Below are 19,636 nucleotides of genomic sequence, written 5' to 3'. Positions count from 1 at the left end.
TTGTATTTTTAAGGACAGCCTCATAGCAATAGGGCTGTCCTTTTAAAATTATGAAGCTAATTTTTAATAAATTCTAGTAGATTTTGATTGGAATAATCATAACTCTAATGAATCTTCAGCATCTACCCACATCTGTAAATTCCCATCAAGATATAACCTTGCATATTCTAATGGCTCATCGATTGCAAGCGATGTCAAAGCACAATCAGATCCAGGTGTGGTTCTTAAATTTTTTTCTGCTTCCCAACAATCAATACGGAGTATATAGCCCGTATTAGTATATACATCAATGCTGTTGCACTGTGGATTGTATTCTGCAAATATTGTTCTCATCGTATCCCATCTCCTTATCATTTAATCAATCAGTAGTAGCAAAAATTAAGAAGCATTTCAATCAGTTCACCATGTCACTTTTATTTTGTGTTATACTGTCTTATAGATTTTTCTTGCCCTTGTATTTGCCCTTATCAGAGTGCATAAACACTGATGGGACGATATAACACAAGGGAAATAATAAGGGAAAGCTCACCTGCGACAAATCCAGTGTTTTCAAGGGGTTGCGAAGAATTTAATAATAAAATATAACAGTTATTAAATTTCTTAAAACAGGTGAAATCTCAATCGGAAGTTGTGGAGGTAGAAAAATATGTATAGAATATATAGTGCACTTATCGAAATTGTTGCGGCAGCTGTTTTTATAATTCCTATTTGGTGCATATATAACAAGTTATGTTTTCATAGCTGGAAACGAACTATTATTTATATGGTATTTGGGTTTTATTTTACTGCAGTCTTAGCACTTGTAGGCTTCCCTAATATAGCATCTCTGAAAATTGATTTTGCAGTGAACGTTATCCCGTTTTTGGATATGGTTTCGGATTTCATTAATGCTTGTTTGAATATACTTTTATTTGTTCCATTTGGTTTCTTTTTGCCGATATTGTGGGATAAATTTAGAAACATTAAAAATATTGCCTTAATGGGATTTATAGTTACAAGTTTAATTGAAATATTACAGATTTTTACTTTTAGAACCAGTGATATAAACGATATTATTACAAATACTGTTGGTACTATAATTGGATATTTTATTGTACATAGGATAACTGATAATTTTACGAAGCGAATCTTTTCAAATTCAAAAATGAGTGACTTTTACATAATATGTGTATCTGTAGCACTTATTATGTTCTTCCTTCAACCATTTATTTCATCATTGTTATGGAAAATGGTGCTGTAAATTCAAGTTTGTTTGTGCATTGATGGTTATCTTGAGCTTAGGAGGCGTTTAATGAAAACTGTTTTTTTACATGGGTTGGGACAAACTGCACAGGACTGGAAAGAAGTAGTCCAACAACTATCAATTTCTGATGTCGATTGCCCAGAACTTTTTTCTTCAACAGAAGATGAAATATCCTATTCGCAGATTTTGGGTGATTTAGAACAGCGGTATTCAGAAGTAAAAGAGCCGCTTCGTATCTGCGGTCTTTCGTTAGGTGCGCTTCTTGCGATTGATTTTGCTATTCGACATGAGGAAAAAGTGGATTCGCTGGTTTTGATTGGCGCACAATATAAAGTTCCAAGTTTACTGATAGATTTTCAAAATCTTATCTTCCGTTGTATGCCAAACAAGGTTTTTGAAAGTATGGGACTATCAAAAAGCAGCACCATAAAATTGGCTCACTCTATGCGGTCATTGGATTTTACTTTGCAATTAAATAATATTCGTTGTCCAGTAACAATTTTGTGTGGAAAAAAGGATACTGCCAATCTAAAGGCTTCTAAAAGGCTAAAAGAATTGCTACCCCAAGCTACTTTGCACATCGTTCCAAATGCAGGACATGAACTCAATAAATATGCACCAAACACGATTGCAGAGATATTAAATCAGTAAATTTATCGTGCAAAAAATATAGTAAGATAAATTGTCTGACAGGTAAGCGATCTCTCTCACTTTCATCACAACATCCCACTGTCCTTAGAGAGATGGACGAAGTATAATGTAAGCAACAATCGGAGTTTCAGGAGGAAAATCATGAGCAGTAGGGGAATTTTTATTTTAGCGATTACATGGATTGTTATGTCACCGTTTTGGTTCTGGGCAGAAAATATTGCGTTAGGTATCATATGGCTATGTGGCGGAGTCATTGAACTATTTATCGCATTAGTGAGACGCAGCAAAGAGAAGAAAAGCAAGTAAATTCAAGTTTGCCAAAATGACTACAGACAGGAAACTTGATATTTTTACAAGAAAGATATCAATATATATCCCATAATTCCCATAAATTTATGGAATTAAAATTTTATGATACTTATAAGACAGTTCCGATTTTCTTTCGGATTTCTCCTATTAGTGAGACAATAATTATTTTTACACAAACCAGCTTATTCGTGGTAGAATAAAACCACAGATAAGCTGGTTGTTTGTTTTGAATGAAGCAGAGTTTATCGAAAAGGTTCGCAGTGCTACGGAACTTCAACAGGAAAGTGAAACATGGGGAAAGCGTGTGGCAGAAATTGTTGGAATGATAAAGTGAAACATGAAATGTGAAAAATTAAAGAAAAAATCCTCATAAAATGTGAGAAAATATAAAAATAAAGCTCATAAAATGTGAAATAAATAATATTTATGGCTCATAAAATGTGTTATAATGAGCAGCGAAACGTGGGAATATCGTATGAAGAAAAAACTTTAAAATGAGGATTTGTATGTATTAAAAAAATAGATCAGTATTTAATTGAATGGAAAAGTGATCCGGATCATTTACCGTTGATTATCAAAGGGGCAAGGCAGATTGGAAAAACAGAATCGATCCTCTATTTTGCCGAAAGCAATTATAAAAGGAGTATCCCGATATGGCGACAGCGTTGAAAGCGTTTAAGCTGGATGGAAAATATGACGGAATGCAGACCTTTTTCTGATACAGAAATGAAAGTTTACAAAGACAGATAAATATTGATTATGAAGAGGATCTTCGGGCAAATAAAAATCTTGGAATTTATAAAGGTGCATTATTTGAAAATTTTATAGCAGAAGCATTTGTAAAACAGGGGTTTGGTCTGTATTATTATAAAAAGTCATTTTGGTGTGCTAAGATAGAAAAAATAAAAAAGAAAGTGAATGGGAAATGGAATTAGACATTATTGGTTTGCTTGGTGCATGCTCTTATGCACTCGACTGTGTCGAAGCGGAACTGACCCATGTTGCGACAAAACATGGAAAAAGAGTTGCATATATGAGCGTATGTACCGCACAAAAAATGGGAATTACAGGAGATGCCCTGCAGGATCTTGCGGCATGTTCGCTGTTGCATGACAATGCGCTGACGCAGTATATTCATGAGGAATTTCACAATGACTTTACAAAAAATAATACGGAAAATATAACGTCAAAGCAGCTTGGCATCCACTGCATTTACGGGGAAGAAAACTTAAAAATGTACCCGTTTCTGACGGATGTGAAAAATGTGATTTTATATCACCATGAAAATGCCGATGGAAGCGGACCATTTGGAAAAAAGTGGGAAGAGATCCCTCTTTTTGCAAGGATCATTCATCTGTGTGATATTTTAGATGCGTTCTGCCGGACGCCGGTATTTGATGATGCCGTGTGGCAGCGCGCAAAAGATTATCTTTTGAAAAATAAAGGGACAAAATTTGATGATGCATGTGTGGATGTTTTTTTGGACGTTTTTGGGGAAGAACATTTTTTAAGCCTTGGAGATGCAGATTTAGAAGAGCGGCTGTGGAATATTGTACCAAGGAAAAAACGGGATTTAAGCGGTGAAATGTGCAAAAATTTTGCCAATCTGTTTGCAAAGATCATTGACTATAAATCCGAATTTACAAGCCGTCATTCACTTGGTGTTGCGGAAAATGCAGCCAGATTATCCACATATCTCGGTGATGACGAGGAGACGGTGCTAAAAATGTATCTGGCAGGTGCACTGCACGATATCGGAAAAGTTGCAATCGGAAATGATATCTTAGAAAAACCGGGACGCCTGACGGACGAAGAGTTTTCCAAAATGAAAAATCATGCGGGATACACATATCTGATCTTATCACAGGCGGAAGGAATGGAGGATATCCGCGATTGGGCGGCGCTCCACCATGAAAAACTCGATGGTACCGGGTATCCGTTCGGAAAAACAGGTGCTGAGTTAAACCGGCAGGAACGCATCATGGCGTGCATTGATATCTATCAGGCACTGACAGAGAGCAGACCATATAAAGCCGGAATGACGCATGATGAGGCATGTGCGATACTGGAAAATATGGTACAGAAAGGATGGATTGACGGCGGGATCACGGAACAGATCAAAAAATGTTTTGCGTAAGAGAAAGAGATTATGAAGTTTGATTATAAAAAAACAACGTATGCCTGCTTTATCGGTTATATCGTGCAGGCGATCGTAAACAGTTTTGTACCGCTTTTATTTGTGACATTTCAGAAAAGTTATCAGATACCGCTGACACAGATCACACTGCTGATCACGATCAACTTTGTGATCCAGTTGTTAGTTGATCTGCTCTCAGCAGGATTTATAGATAGGATCGGTTATCGTGCATCGGTGATTATTGCACATATCTGTGCCGCTGTGGGACTGATACTGTTAACGGTTTTGCCGGAGGTACTGCCGGATCATTTTGCTGGAATTTTATGTGCAGTCGTAGTGTATGCGGTTGGAGGCGGACTGATCGAAGTTTTGATCAGCCCGATCGTTGAGGCTTGTCCGACCGACAATAAAGAGGCGGCAATGAGCCTGCTCCACTCGTTTTACTGCTGGGGCTGCACGGGTGTAGTCCTGCTGTCTACCATATTTTTTGCGGCTTTTGGCACTCGGAACTGGAAAATCCTTACTTTATTATGGACGATCATTCCGATCGCAAATATGATCCTTTTTACGAAAGTACCGATTTATAGCCTTCACGAGGAGGGCGAGACTGGTATGACTATGAAGGAACTATTCCGGGAAAAGGTATTCTGGATGCTGATGGTCATGATGGTCTGCTCCGGTGCCGCAGAACAGGCAGTCAGCCAGTGGGCATCCACCTTTGCGGAGCAGGGACTTGGTATCACAAAGACAGTCGGAGACTTGGTCGGTCCGATGTCATTTTCCATCCTGATGGGAACATCCCGTCTGATCTATGGAAAATATGGTGAAAAATTAAATCTCGACCGTTTCATGAAGTTGAGCTGTGCGCTCTGCATCCTTTCCTATCTTTGCATTTCCCTGATCCCGGTTCCAATGTTGGAACTTGTAGGCTGCGGGATCTGTGGATTTTCCGTTGGAATCCTTTGGCCGGGTACGTTCAGCAAAGCATCCGCTGCATTAAAACGCGGTGGAACTGTTATGTTTGCCCTGCTCGCCCTCGCCGGGGACTTGGGCTGTTCCGGCGGACCGACTCTGGTTGGATTTGTGTCGAGCGCATTTGAAAATAACTTAAGAATTGGAATATTTGCGGGCATCCTGTTTCCGGTGGTATTGCTGCTGGGGTTGGTGTTTGCGGGCAAAAAGGGAGAGAAACAGAAATAATAAATAAAATTTTTTACATGATTTACCAAACATGTTGTACTTACAACAGATTTTTTCTCTAAACTGTGTATACTATAAACCGTAACTATGGATTTACACAGCAAACCACAGAGGTGAACCCAACAATGTCAACATTAAAAAACCTGCCCACCGAAAAAGCCCAGCCCTTAGATCACCTGATTGATATCCGCGAGCACCAGGTAGTCAGCATGTCACTCTCAAACAGTGATCATGTGTGCATGACAATGCTTGCATTTGCAGACGGTGAGGATGTCCGGGAAGAAGAATATCCCGGAGATACCATGTATGTGCTGTTAGACGGTGAAGCATATATATACACGAAAGATCAGAACTATCCGCTGCAAAAAGGTGAAACGCTCATGATTCCGGAAGGCATTTCACATGGCGTGAAGGGAAACGGGGCATTTAAAATCATGCAGATTACCGTAACCGGTTAGGTATATGGGATATCTGTAAAATACAGATTTATAATGGTTTCAGTTTATTTTACGGACGGTAAGAATTTTTATAGCAGAGAAGAGGAAAAAATCATGGGAGAAAAATTAATCAAAAACGTAGAGCACAGAAAAGCATTTTGTCTGAAAGATCTTGTAGACTATGAAGCAGGAAAAGTAGCAAGCATGACACTTGCACAGCAGCCGGGTGTAGGCATGACAGTATTTGCATTTGATGCAGGTGAGGGTATCAGTGCACACGCAGCAGGCGGGGATGCGATGGTTCAGATCTTAGAGGGTAAAGCAGAGATCACGATCGACGGAGTGCCAAATATCGTAAAAGAAGGCGAGTCCATTATTATGCCAAAAGGTATTTCCCATGCGCTTAAGGCTGTGACACGTTTTAAAATGCTTCTTACAGTGGCTTTTTAGTGATTGTCAGGCAGCGCATTTAAAAAATCAGGAAAAATAAGACAGATGAACCGCCGCAGCAGGATATACTTATCTGGCCGGCGGAAAACAAAGATATGAAAAACCGTGCGGATTAAAATTACCGCACGGTTTTTTGGGATTAAATATTAATTTGTATATAGTTCATACGGATTTACAGTTTAAACTGTTTCATATCTGCAGAGAGCTTTGAAATATCATCAGCCAAAGCGGACACAAGCTCGGAAGATTGCCGAACAGCGGCATCCAGTTCCGTTGCCATAGCAGAAGTCTCTTCTGTGGAGGATGCATTGTCGGTTGCAAGCTGTGTCAAGGTATCGATACTCTCTGTGACAAGCTCACGCTGAGAATTGACATTCTGGATCTTTCCGGTAATGGTCTGGATGGACGCCATACAGGAATCAAGAGCACCTTTTAAGTCTTCAAACATCTGCTGTGTACTTTCAAGAGCTGCAACCTGTTCGTCGGAAGCCTCACTCATTTTCTTCATCAGTTCCATGGACTTTTCAGAATTCTGGCTCAGCTCACTGATGATGTTGTTGATTTCGCTGACAGTCTGTGCTGACTGGGTAGCAAGTCCGCCGATCTCCTCGGCGACAACTGCGAATCCACGTCCGGCTTCACCGGCTCTTGCTGCCTCAATGGAAGCGTTTAAAGAAAGCAGGTTGGTCTGGGATGCGATTTCGCTGATTAAGGTAGCTGCCTGACTGATCTTGTTGACAGAATCATTGGTCTGTGCTGTCTGGTTGTACATGGAATCAATATCAGTCTTGGTTGTAGAATTGACATCAATCAGTCTGTGTAAAGTTTCCATGGACTTATTGGAACGATCCTGCATCAGCTGTGCATTCTGATCAAGAGATTCCATTTCTGAGGAAGTATCTGCGATGCCATCGGCAATTTCAGCAATATTTTCAGAGGCACTTGAAGTTGATGCTGCCTGAGAGTTACTGTTTTGGGCAATTTCATTGATTGCAGCCGAAACGTTCTGGATAGATTCGTTCATGCTGTCGAAATTCTTTTTGAAATCCGAAACGGCAGACTGTAAATGAGAGGAAACCCCGTCAATGTTAGAGATAAGTCCAACGACTTCCTGCTGTGCAAGATCAAGCGCACCGGCTGTTTTACCAAGCTCATTTTTACTTGAAACACTGACTCCGGTAGTCAGATCTCCGGTTGACATTCTGTTTGCAAAATTCTGAATTTCAATCAAAGGTTTGCAGATGGTATTACCGAAAATACGGGATGCAATGAATGCGGCAACTGCAATAACCAGAGCGATGATGATCAGGACTGTGATCATAGTCTGATATTTTTCGTGAACTTCATTTTTTGCAATATCCATTTCGGCATCCATATCGTCTACATAGTTACCGGTGGAAACAACCCAGTTCCATGGAGTAAAAATCTGAGAGTATGCAATCTTTGGGGCAACAGTAACACCGTCTGCTTTGGTAAAGTAAAACTCGTTGAAGCCGCCGCCGTCGGAACCGGTAGAAACTTTCATGATCTCCTGAATGATCTTGATACCATTCTGGTCAGTTAGATCATAACGGTTATTTCCCTCCTGTTCGGTTAAAATCGGATGCATAACGAGGTTGTAGTCGGTGTCATCAATCCAGAAATATCCGCTTCCATCATCTCTGTAACGCATGTTGCGGACGATTTCTACTGCTTCTTTTTTTGCTTCATCTTCGGTCAGACCACCGTTTTGGAATTTGTCATATTCTGCCTGTAAAATGGCGATGACAGACTGTACCTGACTTTTGATCTCGGTATTGTACCCGTCTAACATGGCATTTTCATAGTTCTTATTTGCCATGGAGGTCATGGTGCTGATATTTGCGATAGAAATACTACCGATGACTACAGCAGATACGAGGACGAACAGAAGACACATTATTGTCAGTGAATTTTTAACACTTTTGCTTTTCATGGATATCAAGCTCCCTTTCCTAAGATTAATTACACTTATTTTACTATTTTTTGACAAAAAATGGTAGACATAAATTGCAAAAAATATGGTACTTTAGAAGCAAAATTATGAGAAATGGAGAAAAAGTGTAAAAAAAAGAAACACGAATATAAAATAAATCGTGTTTCCGTTTTGAAGAGCGGAGACGGAGGGATTCGAACCCTCGTGCCCCGGAGGGCTAACGCATTTCGAGTGCGCCCCGTTATGACCACTTCGATACGTCTCCAGATATGTTTTTGCAAATACTTGATTAGTATATCATATTTTGCATGATTTGCAAGAGAAAAGTGGTTGTTGTAAATATGGGGCGTATATGCTAGTATGTTAAGAGTTTCATAGAGAAGATAATTGGTGCCGGTCGTTTTTGAAATAGAATGTGTGCAGAGTGGGTAGTTTATTGCCAAAAGCATGTGGCTGTATGCAAAAGATGCCGTATTTTTAAATCAGGAACAGGCCGGTTAAAAGGGAAACAGGTGTGATTCCTGTACGATCTCGTCACTGTGATTAGGGAGTGCAGATTCTAAAGATAAGTCACTGATGTTTTTTGCATTTTTGTGCAATGCGTTGGGAAGGCGGAGTCTGTGTGATGATCTTTCAGCCAGGAAACCTGCCAGTTGTCTGGTACAGGGAAATGATTTTCCCGGATCACGAGTAATTGGTCGTACCGTATAAACAGAGTGTTCGCAGAGCGTACATTCTATTATTCATGACAACAGAATGTCCGCAAAAGCGTACATTTTATTGTATGTGCAGACTTATTACTCCGCCGTATCATAAGGCGGAGTGTTTCTTTGTATGGGAAAATACTGTGAGCTATGAACAATACATTATATAAGATTAGTGTGAAAAACACATTTTCACACAGGAATGGAGAGTATTATGAAGAAAAGAACCATTGCGTTACTTACTACATTAGCACTTGCCACAGGCATGGTCGCAGGATGCGGAAGTAACAACACAGCAGCAGACACAGCAACAGACACAGTTAAGACTTCTGAGGCAGCTTCAGAGAAAACAGAAGCAACAGAAACAGTAGAGAGCACAGAAGTTGACGATCAGGCAGCCGCTGATCATGTCGCAGAACTGATCGATGCGATCTATGTCCAGACAAGAAATGACAATACAGATGCACAGTGTGCAGAAGCAAAAGAGGCATGGGATGCCCTGACAGATGCACAGAAAGAGTTAGTTTCCGGTGAAAATGCAGATCCTGATTATTTCGGAAGAGATACAGGAGATGCCACAAAGGATGATCCTTTAAATGAGGATAATATCGGAGAGAACGAACTTTTAGTAGTAAGTTTTGGTACATCTTTCAATGACAGCCGTGCAGAAGATATCGGCGGAATTGAAAAAGCACTCGAAGCAGCATATCCGGACTGGTCTGTAAGAAGAGCCTTTACAGCACAGATCATCATCAACCATGTTCAGGCAAGAGATGATGAGAAGATTGACAATGTGGATCAGGCATTAGAGAGAGCAGTTGATAACGGAGTAAAAAATCTTGTTGTCCAGCCGACACATCTGATGCATGGTGCAGAGTATGACGAGCTTGTAGAAGCACTTGATAATTATAAAGACAAATTTGAGACAGTAACCGTTGCAGAGCCATTACTTGGCGAAGTTGGATCAGATGCCACCGTGATCAATGAGGACAAGGCAAAAGTTGCAGAGGCGATCACAGCAGAGGCTGTAAAGACAGCAGGTTATGATTCCCTGGATGCTGCAAAAGAGGATGGTACAGCATTCGTATTTATGGGACATGGTACTTCCCATTCTGCAAAAGTAAGCTACAGCCAGATGGCAGCCCAGATGGAAGCGCTTTCCTATGATAATGTATTTATCGGAACTGTTGAGGGTGAGCCGGAAGATACATCCTGCGAAAATGTGATCGAGGCAGTAAAAGAAGCAGGTTATACAAAAGTTGTTTTAAGACCGCTTATGGTTGTTGCAGGAGATCATGCGAACAACGATATGGCAGGAGATGATGAGGATTCCTGGAAGAGCCAGTTTACAGCAAGCGGATATTTTGACAGCATTGATACACAGATTTCAGGACTTGGAAGAATCGACGCGATCGAGCAGATTTATGTAGATCATACAAAAGACGCAATCGATTCTTTAGGAGCACTTGAGTCAACATCCACCACAGAGAGTACCGTTGGTACTCTCGAGGATGGAACTTACACAGCAAAGTTTGATACCGACAGCAGTATGTTCCATGTAAATGAAGCAGACGAGGGACGTGGGATCCTCACGGTAAAAGATGGAAAAATGACGATCCATATCAGCCTTGTATCAAAGAAGATCGTAAACCTTTTCGTTGGAACAGCAGACGATGCACAGAAAGATGGCGCTGCTATTTTAGAGCCTACAACTGACACTGTGAAATACAGTGATGGAACCAGTGAAGAAGTATATGGTTTTGATGTTCCGGTGGAAGCATTAGATGAAGAGTTTGATCTTGCAATCCTCGGCACAAAAGGCGAGTGGTACGATCATAAGGTAAGTGTTTCTGATCCACAGAAAGCAGATTAACTGATCCGGGCTGGTCGGTCAGATACAGACCTGGATATAGATGGAGAGATATATGAAGAAAAGAAAAGTGACAGCAGTGCTTTTAGCTGCAATGATGTGCATGCAGATCATTGCAGGATGCGGGACAAAAAATGATGCTGCCCAGACAGAGAGTAGTGTGGCTGCAACGGAAGATGCACAGGGAGCAGCAGGGGAAAATACACAGACAGCAGGACAGAATGCCACAGAGGAAAATGCAGGCGGCATGGCAGAGCAGAATGAAGCAGAAGAAAGCATCGCAGGAAAAGATGCCACAGAGCAGGCAGACAGTACAGAAGTTTCCGTCCCTGAGGATGGCGAATATACAGTGGATGTCACATTAGAGGGCGGCAGTGGAAAAGCAACCGTGGATTCACAGGCGAAGGTCACTGTGACAGACGGTGTGGCATATGCGACGATCACATGGAGCAGTACGCATTACGATTACATGATCGTGAACGGGGAGAAATATCTCAATGAAAATGAGGGTGGAAACTCTACATTCACATTTCCAATTGATGGAATCCCATGTGAGATGGATGTGATCGGTGATACAACGGCAATGAGTACACCGCATGAGATCGATTATACACTGACTTTCCGATTCCCGGAAACGGCTGATTTTACAGACTTAAACTGCAATGGGCGTATGGAGTTATCCTACGCCGATCAGTTTGAAGTAGAACAATATGGTGCTTATAAGCTGATTACGATCGTGGATAACGGTCGTTTTTTGCTTGTACCAGAAGGTATTGCTATACCGGAAAATGTGCCGGGGGATGTGACGGTTTTAGAGCAACCGCTTGAAAATGTATATCTGGTGTCGAGTGCGGTGATGGATTTAGTCTGCCAGATCGGTGTGGTCTCTGATTTGAAATATACAGGAGTAAAAGAAAAAGACTGGTATGTAAAGACAGCCGCAGATGCCATGGCAGAGGGAAAGCTGATCTATGCCGGAAAATACAGTGCACCGGATTACGAACTTTTACTTTCCGGGGGATGTACGTTTGCGATTGAAAATACGATGATCACACATAATCCGGAAGTGAAAGAGAAGTTAGAAGAACTTGGGATCAAGGTCATGATCGAGCGTTCCAGCTATGAAAAACATCCGCTGGGAAGACTCGAATGGATAAAACTTTTTGGCGTTTTGTTCGGAAGAGAACAGCAGGCCAAAGAGTTTTTTGATGCGCAGGTGGCGCATATAGAACCAATTTTGGAAAAAGAAAAAACGGGGCTTTCCGTGGCATTTTTTGCAGTCGCATCCGATGGAACCGTCACCGTGCGCAAACCAAACGATTATGTGTCATCAATGATCGAACTTGCGGGGGGCACTTATTCCCTAAACGGCTATGTGGAGGAGGAAGAAAATGCGCTCTCCACATTGAAAATGCAGATGGAAGATTTTTATGCGGCCGAAAAAGATGCTGACATTCTTATTTATAATGGTACAATAGAAGGAGAACTGACATCGATCGACGAACTGGTACAGAAAAACAGCCTGTTTGCGGATTTTAAAGCAGTAAAATCAGGACAGGTCTATACGACCGGAAGCAACTTTTACCAGCAGACGAGTGGAACCTGTGATTTTATCGAGGATCTGAATAAAGTTCTGACTGGAGATACCGATGCAGAGTATCGGTTTTTAAAGAAACTGGATTGATATTATGCCGCAAAGGAAATGGTGTCATAAAAGATAATGACTGGCAGATTGTACCAGGCTGAAGGTAGTTTTGTGGCTTTGGGAGAAAATTAGATCATGAAGAGAAGATATATTATTTCGTTTGTTATTGCATTTATCCTGTTGATGGCACTTTTTTTATGGAATGTTGCAGCAGGAAGTGTTGACATATCCACATCAGACCTGTTTGCAATCTTTGCAGGAAGTGGAAAAGATGAGACATTTTCGCAGATCGTGTGGAAAATCAGGCTGCCACGTATACTTGCTGCGATCCTGCTTGGAGGTGCTTTGTCGGTATCGGGATTTTTACTTCAGAGTTTTTTCCAGAATCCGATCGCAGGACCGTATGTGCTTGGAATTTCATCCGGTGCAAAGCTGATAGTGGCACTTACCATGATTTTTCTGCTGGAAAAAGGGATCATGATCAGTTCCTTTGGCATGGTGGCGGCTGCATTTGTGGGTTCCATGCTCGCAATGGGATTTGTGCTGCTTATTTCGTTTCGTGTATCAAAAATGTCTCTGCTTGTAGTCTGCGGAATCATGATCGGTTATATCTGTTCTGCCATCACGGATTTCTGTGTTACGTTTGCGAGTGATTCGAATATCGTTAACCTTCACAACTGGTCAATGGGTAGTTTCTCCGGCATGACATGGGAAAATATAAAGATGATCGTCGTGATCGTTGGTGCAGCGGTTCTTGTGACATTTTGTCTGGCAAAACCGATCGGGGCATACCAGATGGGGGAGGCTTATGCCAGAAATATAGGTGTCAATGTAAAGGCACTCCGGGTTACGATGATCCTTTTGTCGAGCCTGCTGTCTGCCTGTGTGACTGCGTTTGCAGGGCCGATCTCCTTTGTCGGGATCGCGGTGCCGCATCTGGTAAGGATGGCTACAAAGACAGCAAGACCGATTATTTTAATACCGGGGTGCTTTCTGTGCGGCGCAGTCGTGACACTTTTCTGTGATGGAATCGCAAGGACTGTGTTTGCACCGACAGAGATCAGCATCAGTTCTGTCACAGCGCTGTTTTTAGTTCCGGTTGTAATTGCGGCAATGTTGAGAAAACAGGAGGGGAGGTAGCGCATATGCAGGAAATCCGTACAGAGCATCTGACCGTCGGCTATGAGAAAAAGCCGCTGATCGGGGATGTGAATCTTTCTGTCCGGCCGGGAGAGATACTGACGTTGATCGGTCCGAATGGCTCTGGAAAATCCACAATTTTAAAAACGATCACCAAACAGCTAAAGAAACTGGACGGAACGGTGTTTTTGGGTGAAAACTCCATGGATGAGTTAAAAGACAGCCAGATTTCAAAACGGCTGTCCATGGTCATGACGGAACGGCTTCGCACGGAACTGATGAGTGGCAGGGAAGTAGTGGCTTCCGGGCGTTATCCCTACACGGGGCGATTTGGTATCCTCTCAAAAGAAGACTGGGTAAAAGTGGATGAGGCGATCGCACTCGTCCACGCGAAAGAGGTGCAGGATCAGGATTTTATGAAGATCAGTGACGGACAGCGCCAGCGTCTGATGCTTGCGCGTGCGATCTGCCAGGATACGAAGATACTGATCTTAGACGAGCCGACTTCTTATCTGGATATGGGGTTTAAGATGGACATTCTTACAAATATCCGTATGCTTGCAAGAGATAAAAAGATGGCAGTCATCATGTCGCTGCATGAACTTGATCTTGCGCAGAAGATTTCCGATACGATCGCCTGTGTCAGAGGTGACCGCATCGACCGTGTCGGCACGCCGGAAGAAATTTTTGCCGGGACTTATGTGCAGGAGTTGTACGGAGTATCAGACAGAAGTTTTGATCCGGTAACAGGGCAGATCTTTTTGTGTGCGGGATATGAAAATGCAGAAGGTTTCCGGGAGCATAGTGCCGATAGCTGCCAGAACAAAGATTTTTGCAGTGACGATAAGATTTTAAATCCGGTCAGCCCGCAGGTGTTTGTGATCGGAGGTGCAGGCAGCGGAATCCCGGTATACAACAGACTGTGGCGCGAAGCTGTTCCGTTTGCGGCAGGAATCCTGCAGGAAAATGATGTAGAGTACAATGCAGCAGTGGCTTTAGCATCGGAAGTCGTGTCGGAAAAGGCATTTTTCCCGATTGGAATGGAAAAAGTGCAGGCAGCAAAACAGCTGATCGATCATTGTAAGACCTGCATCTGCACAGTGGAAGAGTTTGGACCGTTCAATGAGGCAAACAGGGAGCTGGCAGAGTATGCAAGGGGGATGGGGAAAATACATAACATGTGAGAACATGAGCCGAAAATCAGCCAATAAGAAAGAACATCGCAAAAAAGTTTGAATTATGTGTAGTATGGAAATAATAGAATTATACTTCAAAGTAAAATGAAACTATTTGAAGTGACTTTGAAGTTGACTTTGAAGTATGATTGAAATAAAATATAAAGCATATTAAAACTGTGAATAAAACCGGGGTGATAAGCGATGTATTTGGAAGAGATTGTAGAAAACGTCGAGTTGGAAAGTGATAAATGTGAATGTAAGAGCAGGTTGAATCGGGAAGATGTTGTGGGATGGCTGAAAAGCATTGCCGGATTTTCAAATGCTTCCGGAGGAGATTTTTATATCGGAGTCGAAGATAAAACAAATAAGCTGATAGGTTTTAACAGAAAAGAAGCTGACAATGAACGGAATTATTTTAATAATCAAGTGAACGAACATCTGTCACCGAGACCACAGATGAAAGTATCTTTTGTGCGTTATGAGGCAAACGGAAATGAACGATTTATTATACATGTGTATATACCGGAATCAGTTGTAAAGCCGGTCATTTTAAAGTATAAAAATATTCCGTCCATTTTTATGAGACGGGACGGATTTACAAATGGTGCAACCTACGAAGAGATTATAGAAATGAGTGTTAAAAGCTGGAACACACAGTTTGATCTTCTTTTGTCGGATAAAAAATACGAAGCAGAAAATTATAAGACGCTTCAGGAATTTTATGCATTGCATAATAATGGAAAAGAATTATCGGAAAAAGCTTTAATGTCGATGGGGTTTTATAATGAAAATGGGCTGCTTGTCAATGGTGCAGTGCTTTTTGGAGATGACTATCAGGGAAAAAAAACAGAGGTTGTATGTTCTGTGTTCTCAGGGTTTAATAAGGGAAGTGAGCGGATTGTTACAGTCAACCGTTTCCATGGAAATATAATTGCAGATATTAATTACATGATAGAATTTGTGGAACAGAGAATGAATCATTCCATGATAAAACTGGATAATACAAGAAAAAATATAGATGCATATCCAAAACGTGCATTGTTTGAAGGTGTGATCAATGCGGTTGCACATCGTGATTACTTTTTAGATGGAACACAGATTCAGATGGATATGTTTAAGGACAGATTGGAAATTTCTTCCCCAGGAGGTTTTTACATAGGTGAAAAAATTGGGAAAACGTATGATTTATCCGGAATCATTTCGAAAAGGAGAAATGAATTAATAACGTCTGTATTGGTAAACTGCAATGTTATGGAGGCAGCAGGGACAGGATTTGAGAAAATTATGGAAGAATATCAGAATGTCGATGAAACACATCGGCCATATATATATTCTTCATCAGATCATTTTACACTGGTGCTTCCGGATCTGACATATTCAGATGGAGTGGAAGACAGTGGTGTACCGAATATACTTTTTGCACCAGTACCAAATGGAACGGTCTATGATGAAAAGGTGTTATCATTTTGTTATTATCAGGCACACAAGGTTTCCGAGATTGTATCGTATCTGGGAGTAAGTGATTCTACTTATTTCAGAAAACAGGTGTTGGAAAATCTGGTAGAAAATCAGTATCTGGAAAAAAATAAAGTTTCAAGGGCATCTTATTTTAAGACTAATCCGGAAATGGTAAGAATTCAATAAAAGTGTAGATTATATGAACAGTATATGCAGGGATATCTTCAAAGCCATTCATGAAGGAAAATGGCTGAAAATTGAATATCTGAACAAAGAAGGCAAACATACAAACTACTGGATCGGAATCCGGGATTTAGATCCACGTAACCGGACACTGAAAGTAGAAGGACTTCATCTGAACAGGTGCACGATTGAAGAATACGATAAAATTTATATTGATGCTATCCTGTCTACCGAGGTTATAGAAGGTTCTTATTGTCCGGAAAACAAACAGCTGACCGAAGACATTGCACTGCATCCGGAGCGTTATCAGAACCTTTTTGCAAACACGGCTAATTTAAAAATACTAAGTTATCTGGAAATGTGCAGCAAACTGGATGCCACGCCGTATACCACAGATTATGAGCTGGTGCATTATATAGATGGCGACCGGGTGCGTGACGGAGAGTACCAGTTGTCGGAGGAGCAGTTTAAGGAAATTGTGACGAACTTTCAGTGGAGGATGAGCCGGGAGGATAAACAGGGAAAGACACTCCATATAAAGAAGCTGGCGCTTAATATTTTAAGTATCCATACGAAAAAGGGTTTGTATGTACTTGCATACCGGAATCTGAATCTTGATGTGAAAAATAAAGCGTTTAAACCGGATGAGGATATCACGGTCTGCACGCAGTTTACCATAGGAGGAACACAGGAAAGTATCCGGAGATATTTAGATGCGGATGAATATGAACTGCTGTCCGATTTTGAAACAAATCTTGAAAAAATAAAAGATGCTATCGCAGAAAAAAGCAGATCAAAATCGGTTGTGGATGATATGCCCTATGTCATTGGACTTGGTATGGACTGTGTACTGAACCTGCATGAGGAATATAAGGCAATCCTTGATATGTACGAAAAAGAACAGATTACTTTTCCAATCCGTGCTTTTTTCGGAGATCTTTTAGAGCGACCGCGAAGAACGAAAGCGTATCCGATCGCTCTGTTAAATCGCAATATCAATCTTGACCAGCTTCTTGCCATCAATAATGCCATGAAATATCCGCTTGCCTATATTCAGGGACCGCCGGGAACCGGCAAGACAAATACAATCTTAAATACGATCGTAACGGCGTTTTTTAATAATATGACGGTGTTGTTTGCATCCTACAATAATGTTCCCATAGACAACGTATTTGAAAAATTAAGTTCCCTGACCTATAAAGGAAAACGAATCGCATTTCCAGTATTACGCCTTGGAAACCAGGATAAGGTAAAAGAATGCATCCGCTATATTAATCAGCTTCGGAGAGAAGTGCAGGGAATTAAAGTGTTTTCGTCTACGTTAGACCGGCGGAAGGGTGACAGGATCGACCGTGCAAAACAGCTTTCCGGCAGATTAAAGGAGTATGAGGAAATCTTAGATCTGACAGAACGTAAAGAGACGCTGACACAGGTAATGGAATATCAGGAGCGGATGAAAAATGTCGCAACACTCTTTCATTTTCATGCAGATCTTCAGGGACGCCAGCTTCGGAATCTGGATGAAAAAATCAAAAAGATCGGTGAGATATCCGAGCAGGATGCGATGGTGCTCCTAGACCGTAATGAGGAAGAGTTTTATCAGTATCTATTTTATATGTCAGCAAAATACATCAAGGAGCTGGAAAGTAACAGATTTGGGGATCTGCGGGAAATTCTGGATGATGATGACGATCCGAATGAGCAGGCGGTGGCATTTAACAAGTATCTGCAGAAATCAGAGAACGTGAAAAAATTGCAGAAGGTATTTCCAATCATGATAACGACCTGCATTTCCGCCCATAAATTAGGGGAACCGGAACCACTGTTTGACATGACGATCATGGATGAGGCAAGCCAGTGCAATGTAGCAATTTCGTTAGTGCCTATTATCCGTGGCGAAAAACTGATGCTGGTGGGAGATCCGCAGCAGTTAAAGCCTGTGATCTTATTAGATGAGCTTACTAACCGCAGGCTGCGCAGAAAATACCATGTCGCAGATGAATATGATTACCGCGAAAATTCTATTTATAAGACTTATCTTGCCTGTGATGCGGTCAGTGATGAGATTTTGCTGCGCAATCATTACCGTTGTAATGAAAAAATTATCGACTTTAACAATAAAAAATATTATAACTCAAAGCTGCAGGTGCATTCTGACAGCAGGGAAAAACAGCCGCTTGTCTATGTAAATGTGGCTGGAGGTCAAAGTGACATCAAAAATACCTCACCCGCAGAAGTGGAAGAGATTATGCATTATGCAGCGGAAAATCAGGATAAAAGCATTGCTGTCATTACACCGTTTGTAAATCAGAGGATGTTGATTGAGCAGGGGATCAGAGAAAATGGATTTGAACATGTTGTGTGTGGGACGGTACATGCGTTTCAGGGAGATGAGAAGGACGTAGTGCTGTTTTCTACAGCACTCAGTGACCGGACCGGGAAAGGCACTTATGACTGGCTTAAAAATAATAAAGAGCTGATCAATGTCGCAACTTCGCGGGCGAAAGACAAGCTGATCCTTTTAGCAGACGAAAAGGAATTAGAACGTCTTCATCAGGGAAATGAGGATGATGACCTATACGAGCTGGTGCAATATGTGAAAACGAACGGTGAATCAAAGATCACGGAAAAACATGTCAGTTCGAGGGCACTTGGAATACAGCCGTTTTCCACAGAGACAGAAACTGCATTTTTAAAGAATCTGACACATGCGCTGGAAAATATCTGGCTCACCAGAAACAGATACACGATTCACAAAGAGGTCGCCATATCACAGGTGTTTAAGGAAAATGTCACTTACGATAACCTGTTTTATATGGGAAGATTTGATTTTGTTGTCTACGAAAAAAGAGGAAAACAGGAGATGCCTGTTTTTGCGATCGAACTTGACGGCAAGGAGCATTTTGAGGATGAGGTGGTGCGGGAGAGGGACAGACAGAAAAATGAAATCTGCAAAGCACACCATATGCAGATCATCCGCGTGGAAAATTCCTATGCGAGACGTTATCACTATATCAAAGAGATATTAAACGAATATTTTGCGAAGGCGAGATAAAAGTTTCCAAACATCCGGAAAA

General features: G+C 41.4%; 14 protein-coding genes, 1 tRNA gene, 1 pseudogene and 1 riboswitch. Of the genes and pseudogenes, 13 read left to right on the top strand and 3 right to left on the bottom strand.

Annotation, left to right across the window (positions count from 1 at the left end; translation table 11 throughout):
* Nucleotides 1-96 precede the first annotated feature (96 nt).
* Nucleotides 97-333, bottom strand: a complete 237-nt coding sequence (locus tag ACDD58_RS08165; RefSeq protein ID WP_002578301.1) for a DUF6061 family protein — start codon at nt 331-333, stop codon at nt 97-99.
* A 313-nt stretch (nt 334-646) separates the two neighbouring features.
* Here ACDD58_RS08165 and ACDD58_RS08160 point away from each other — a divergent pair, with 313 nt between their 5' ends.
* The 7 genes from ACDD58_RS08160 to ACDD58_RS08130 all read left to right on the top strand — a co-directional run bounded on the left by ACDD58_RS08160 (nt 647) and on the right by ACDD58_RS08130 (nt 6,427).
* Nucleotides 647-1,240 carry a VanZ family protein gene (locus ACDD58_RS08160; RefSeq protein ID WP_117920180.1) on the top strand — a complete coding sequence of 198 codons (594 nt, stop codon included), beginning with the start codon at nt 647-649 and terminating at the stop codon, nt 1,238-1,240.
* Nucleotides 1,241-1,291: 51 nt separating this feature from the next.
* Nucleotides 1,292-1,894 (top strand): alpha/beta fold hydrolase, encoded by a 603-nt coding sequence (locus ACDD58_RS08155; RefSeq protein WP_005342549.1) that lies wholly within the window; start codon nt 1,292-1,294, stop codon nt 1,892-1,894.
* Between the two features lie 141 nt (nt 1,895-2,035).
* Nucleotides 2,036-2,200, top strand: a complete 165-nt coding sequence (locus ACDD58_RS08150) for a hypothetical protein (protein WP_006857209.1) — start codon at nt 2,036-2,038, stop codon at nt 2,198-2,200.
* Between the two features lie 928 nt (nt 2,201-3,128).
* On the top strand, nt 3,129-4,340 hold the full coding sequence (locus tag ACDD58_RS08145; protein WP_186899924.1) for an HD-GYP domain-containing protein: 1,212 nt from the start codon (nt 3,129-3,131) through the stop codon (nt 4,338-4,340).
* Between the two features lie 12 nt (nt 4,341-4,352).
* On the top strand, nt 4,353-5,540 hold the full coding sequence (locus ACDD58_RS08140; RefSeq protein ID WP_186899925.1) for a sugar MFS transporter: 1,188 nt from the start codon (nt 4,353-4,355) through the stop codon (nt 5,538-5,540).
* 125 nt (nt 5,541-5,665) lie between these two features.
* Nucleotides 5,666-5,998, top strand: a complete 333-nt coding sequence (locus ACDD58_RS08135; RefSeq protein ID WP_186899926.1) for a cupin domain-containing protein — start codon at nt 5,666-5,668, stop codon at nt 5,996-5,998.
* A 93-nt stretch (nt 5,999-6,091) separates the two neighbouring features.
* Nucleotides 6,092-6,427 (top strand): cupin domain-containing protein, encoded by a 336-nt coding sequence (locus ACDD58_RS08130; RefSeq protein ID WP_186899927.1) that lies wholly within the window; start codon nt 6,092-6,094, stop codon nt 6,425-6,427.
* A 172-nt stretch (nt 6,428-6,599) separates the two neighbouring features.
* On the opposite strand, the gene ACDD58_RS08125 is transcribed toward ACDD58_RS08130, so the two are convergent.
* Together ACDD58_RS08125 and ACDD58_RS08120 are read right to left on the bottom strand one after the other, a co-directional pair.
* The gene (locus ACDD58_RS08125; RefSeq protein WP_186899928.1) at nt 6,600-8,381 is read right to left on the bottom strand and encodes a methyl-accepting chemotaxis protein; all 1,782 of its coding nucleotides are present in this window, start codon (nt 8,379-8,381) and stop codon (nt 6,600-6,602) included.
* A gap of 179 nt (nt 8,382-8,560) precedes the next feature.
* Nucleotides 8,561-8,646: transfer RNA gene (locus tag ACDD58_RS08120), tRNA-Ser, on the bottom strand.
* Between the two features lie 208 nt (nt 8,647-8,854).
* A riboswitch (cobalamin riboswitch) is annotated at nt 8,855-9,050 on the top strand.
* A gap of 249 nt (nt 9,051-9,299) precedes the next feature.
* On the opposite strand from ACDD58_RS08120, the pseudogene ACDD58_RS08115 reads away from it, so the two are divergent.
* The 6 genes and pseudogenes from ACDD58_RS08115 to ACDD58_RS08090 all read left to right on the top strand — a co-directional run.
* Nucleotides 9,300-10,541: pseudogene (locus ACDD58_RS08115) on the top strand (sirohydrochlorin cobaltochelatase); the annotation flags it as partial.
* A gap of 469 nt (nt 10,542-11,010) precedes the next feature.
* Complete coding sequence (locus ACDD58_RS08110) at nt 11,011-12,639, top strand: ABC transporter substrate-binding protein (RefSeq protein WP_370776879.1); 1,629 nt, start codon at nt 11,011-11,013, stop codon at nt 12,637-12,639.
* 96 nt (nt 12,640-12,735) lie between these two features.
* Nucleotides 12,736-13,740 (top strand): FecCD family ABC transporter permease, encoded by a 1,005-nt coding sequence (locus ACDD58_RS08105; RefSeq protein WP_370776877.1) that lies wholly within the window; start codon nt 12,736-12,738, stop codon nt 13,738-13,740.
* 5 nt (nt 13,741-13,745) lie between these two features.
* A complete protein-coding gene (locus ACDD58_RS08100; RefSeq protein ID WP_370776874.1) occupies nt 13,746-14,924 on the top strand; it encodes an ABC transporter ATP-binding protein in 1,179 nt (392 codons plus the stop codon).
* 195 nt (nt 14,925-15,119) lie between these two features.
* Entirely contained in the window at nt 15,120-16,562 is a 1,443-nt protein-coding gene (locus tag ACDD58_RS08095) for an ATP-binding protein (RefSeq protein ID WP_370776873.1), read from the top strand.
* A 13-nt stretch (nt 16,563-16,575) separates the two neighbouring features.
* Nucleotides 16,576-19,614, top strand: a complete 3,039-nt coding sequence (locus ACDD58_RS08090; protein ID WP_370776871.1) for an AAA domain-containing protein — start codon at nt 16,576-16,578, stop codon at nt 19,612-19,614.
* Nucleotides 19,615-19,636: the final 22 nt, after the last annotated feature.

The sequence above is a fragment of the Roseburia sp. genome (assembly GCF_041325975.1).
GTDB lineage: Bacteria > Bacillota > Clostridia > Lachnospirales > Lachnospiraceae > Roseburia > Roseburia rectibacter.
The sequence above is the reverse complement of the archived record's forward strand: the minus strand, read 5'-3'. Positions and strand labels throughout refer to the sequence as shown.

Bases quoted from the DNA above. Each gene is read 5' to 3' on its own strand.
- ACDD58_RS08165 (WP_002578301.1), bottom strand. From the start codon at position 333: ATGAGAACAATATTTGCAGAATACAATCCACAGTGCAACAGCATTGAT.
- ACDD58_RS08160 (WP_117920180.1), top strand. From the start codon at position 647: ATGTATAGAATATATAGTGCACTTATCGAAATTGTTGCGGCAGCTGTT.
- ACDD58_RS08155 (WP_005342549.1), top strand. From the start codon at position 1,292: ATGAAAACTGTTTTTTTACATGGGTTGGGACAAACTGCACAGGACTGG.
- ACDD58_RS08150 (WP_006857209.1), top strand. From the start codon at position 2,036: ATGAGCAGTAGGGGAATTTTTATTTTAGCGATTACATGGATTGTTATG.
- ACDD58_RS08145 (WP_186899924.1), top strand. From the start codon at position 3,129: ATGGAATTAGACATTATTGGTTTGCTTGGTGCATGCTCTTATGCACTC.
- ACDD58_RS08140 (WP_186899925.1), top strand. From the start codon at position 4,353: ATGAAGTTTGATTATAAAAAAACAACGTATGCCTGCTTTATCGGTTAT.
- ACDD58_RS08135 (WP_186899926.1), top strand. From the start codon at position 5,666: ATGTCAACATTAAAAAACCTGCCCACCGAAAAAGCCCAGCCCTTAGAT.
- ACDD58_RS08130 (WP_186899927.1), top strand. From the start codon at position 6,092: ATGGGAGAAAAATTAATCAAAAACGTAGAGCACAGAAAAGCATTTTGT.
- ACDD58_RS08125 (WP_186899928.1), bottom strand. From the start codon at position 8,381: ATGAAAAGCAAAAGTGTTAAAAATTCACTGACAATAATGTGTCTTCTG.
- ACDD58_RS08110 (WP_370776879.1), top strand. From the start codon at position 11,011: ATGAAGAAAAGAAAAGTGACAGCAGTGCTTTTAGCTGCAATGATGTGC.
- ACDD58_RS08105 (WP_370776877.1), top strand. From the start codon at position 12,736: ATGAAGAGAAGATATATTATTTCGTTTGTTATTGCATTTATCCTGTTG.
- ACDD58_RS08100 (WP_370776874.1), top strand. From the start codon at position 13,746: ATGCAGGAAATCCGTACAGAGCATCTGACCGTCGGCTATGAGAAAAAG.
- ACDD58_RS08095 (WP_370776873.1), top strand. From the start codon at position 15,120: ATGTATTTGGAAGAGATTGTAGAAAACGTCGAGTTGGAAAGTGATAAA.
- ACDD58_RS08090 (WP_370776871.1), top strand. From the start codon at position 16,576: ATGAACAGTATATGCAGGGATATCTTCAAAGCCATTCATGAAGGAAAA.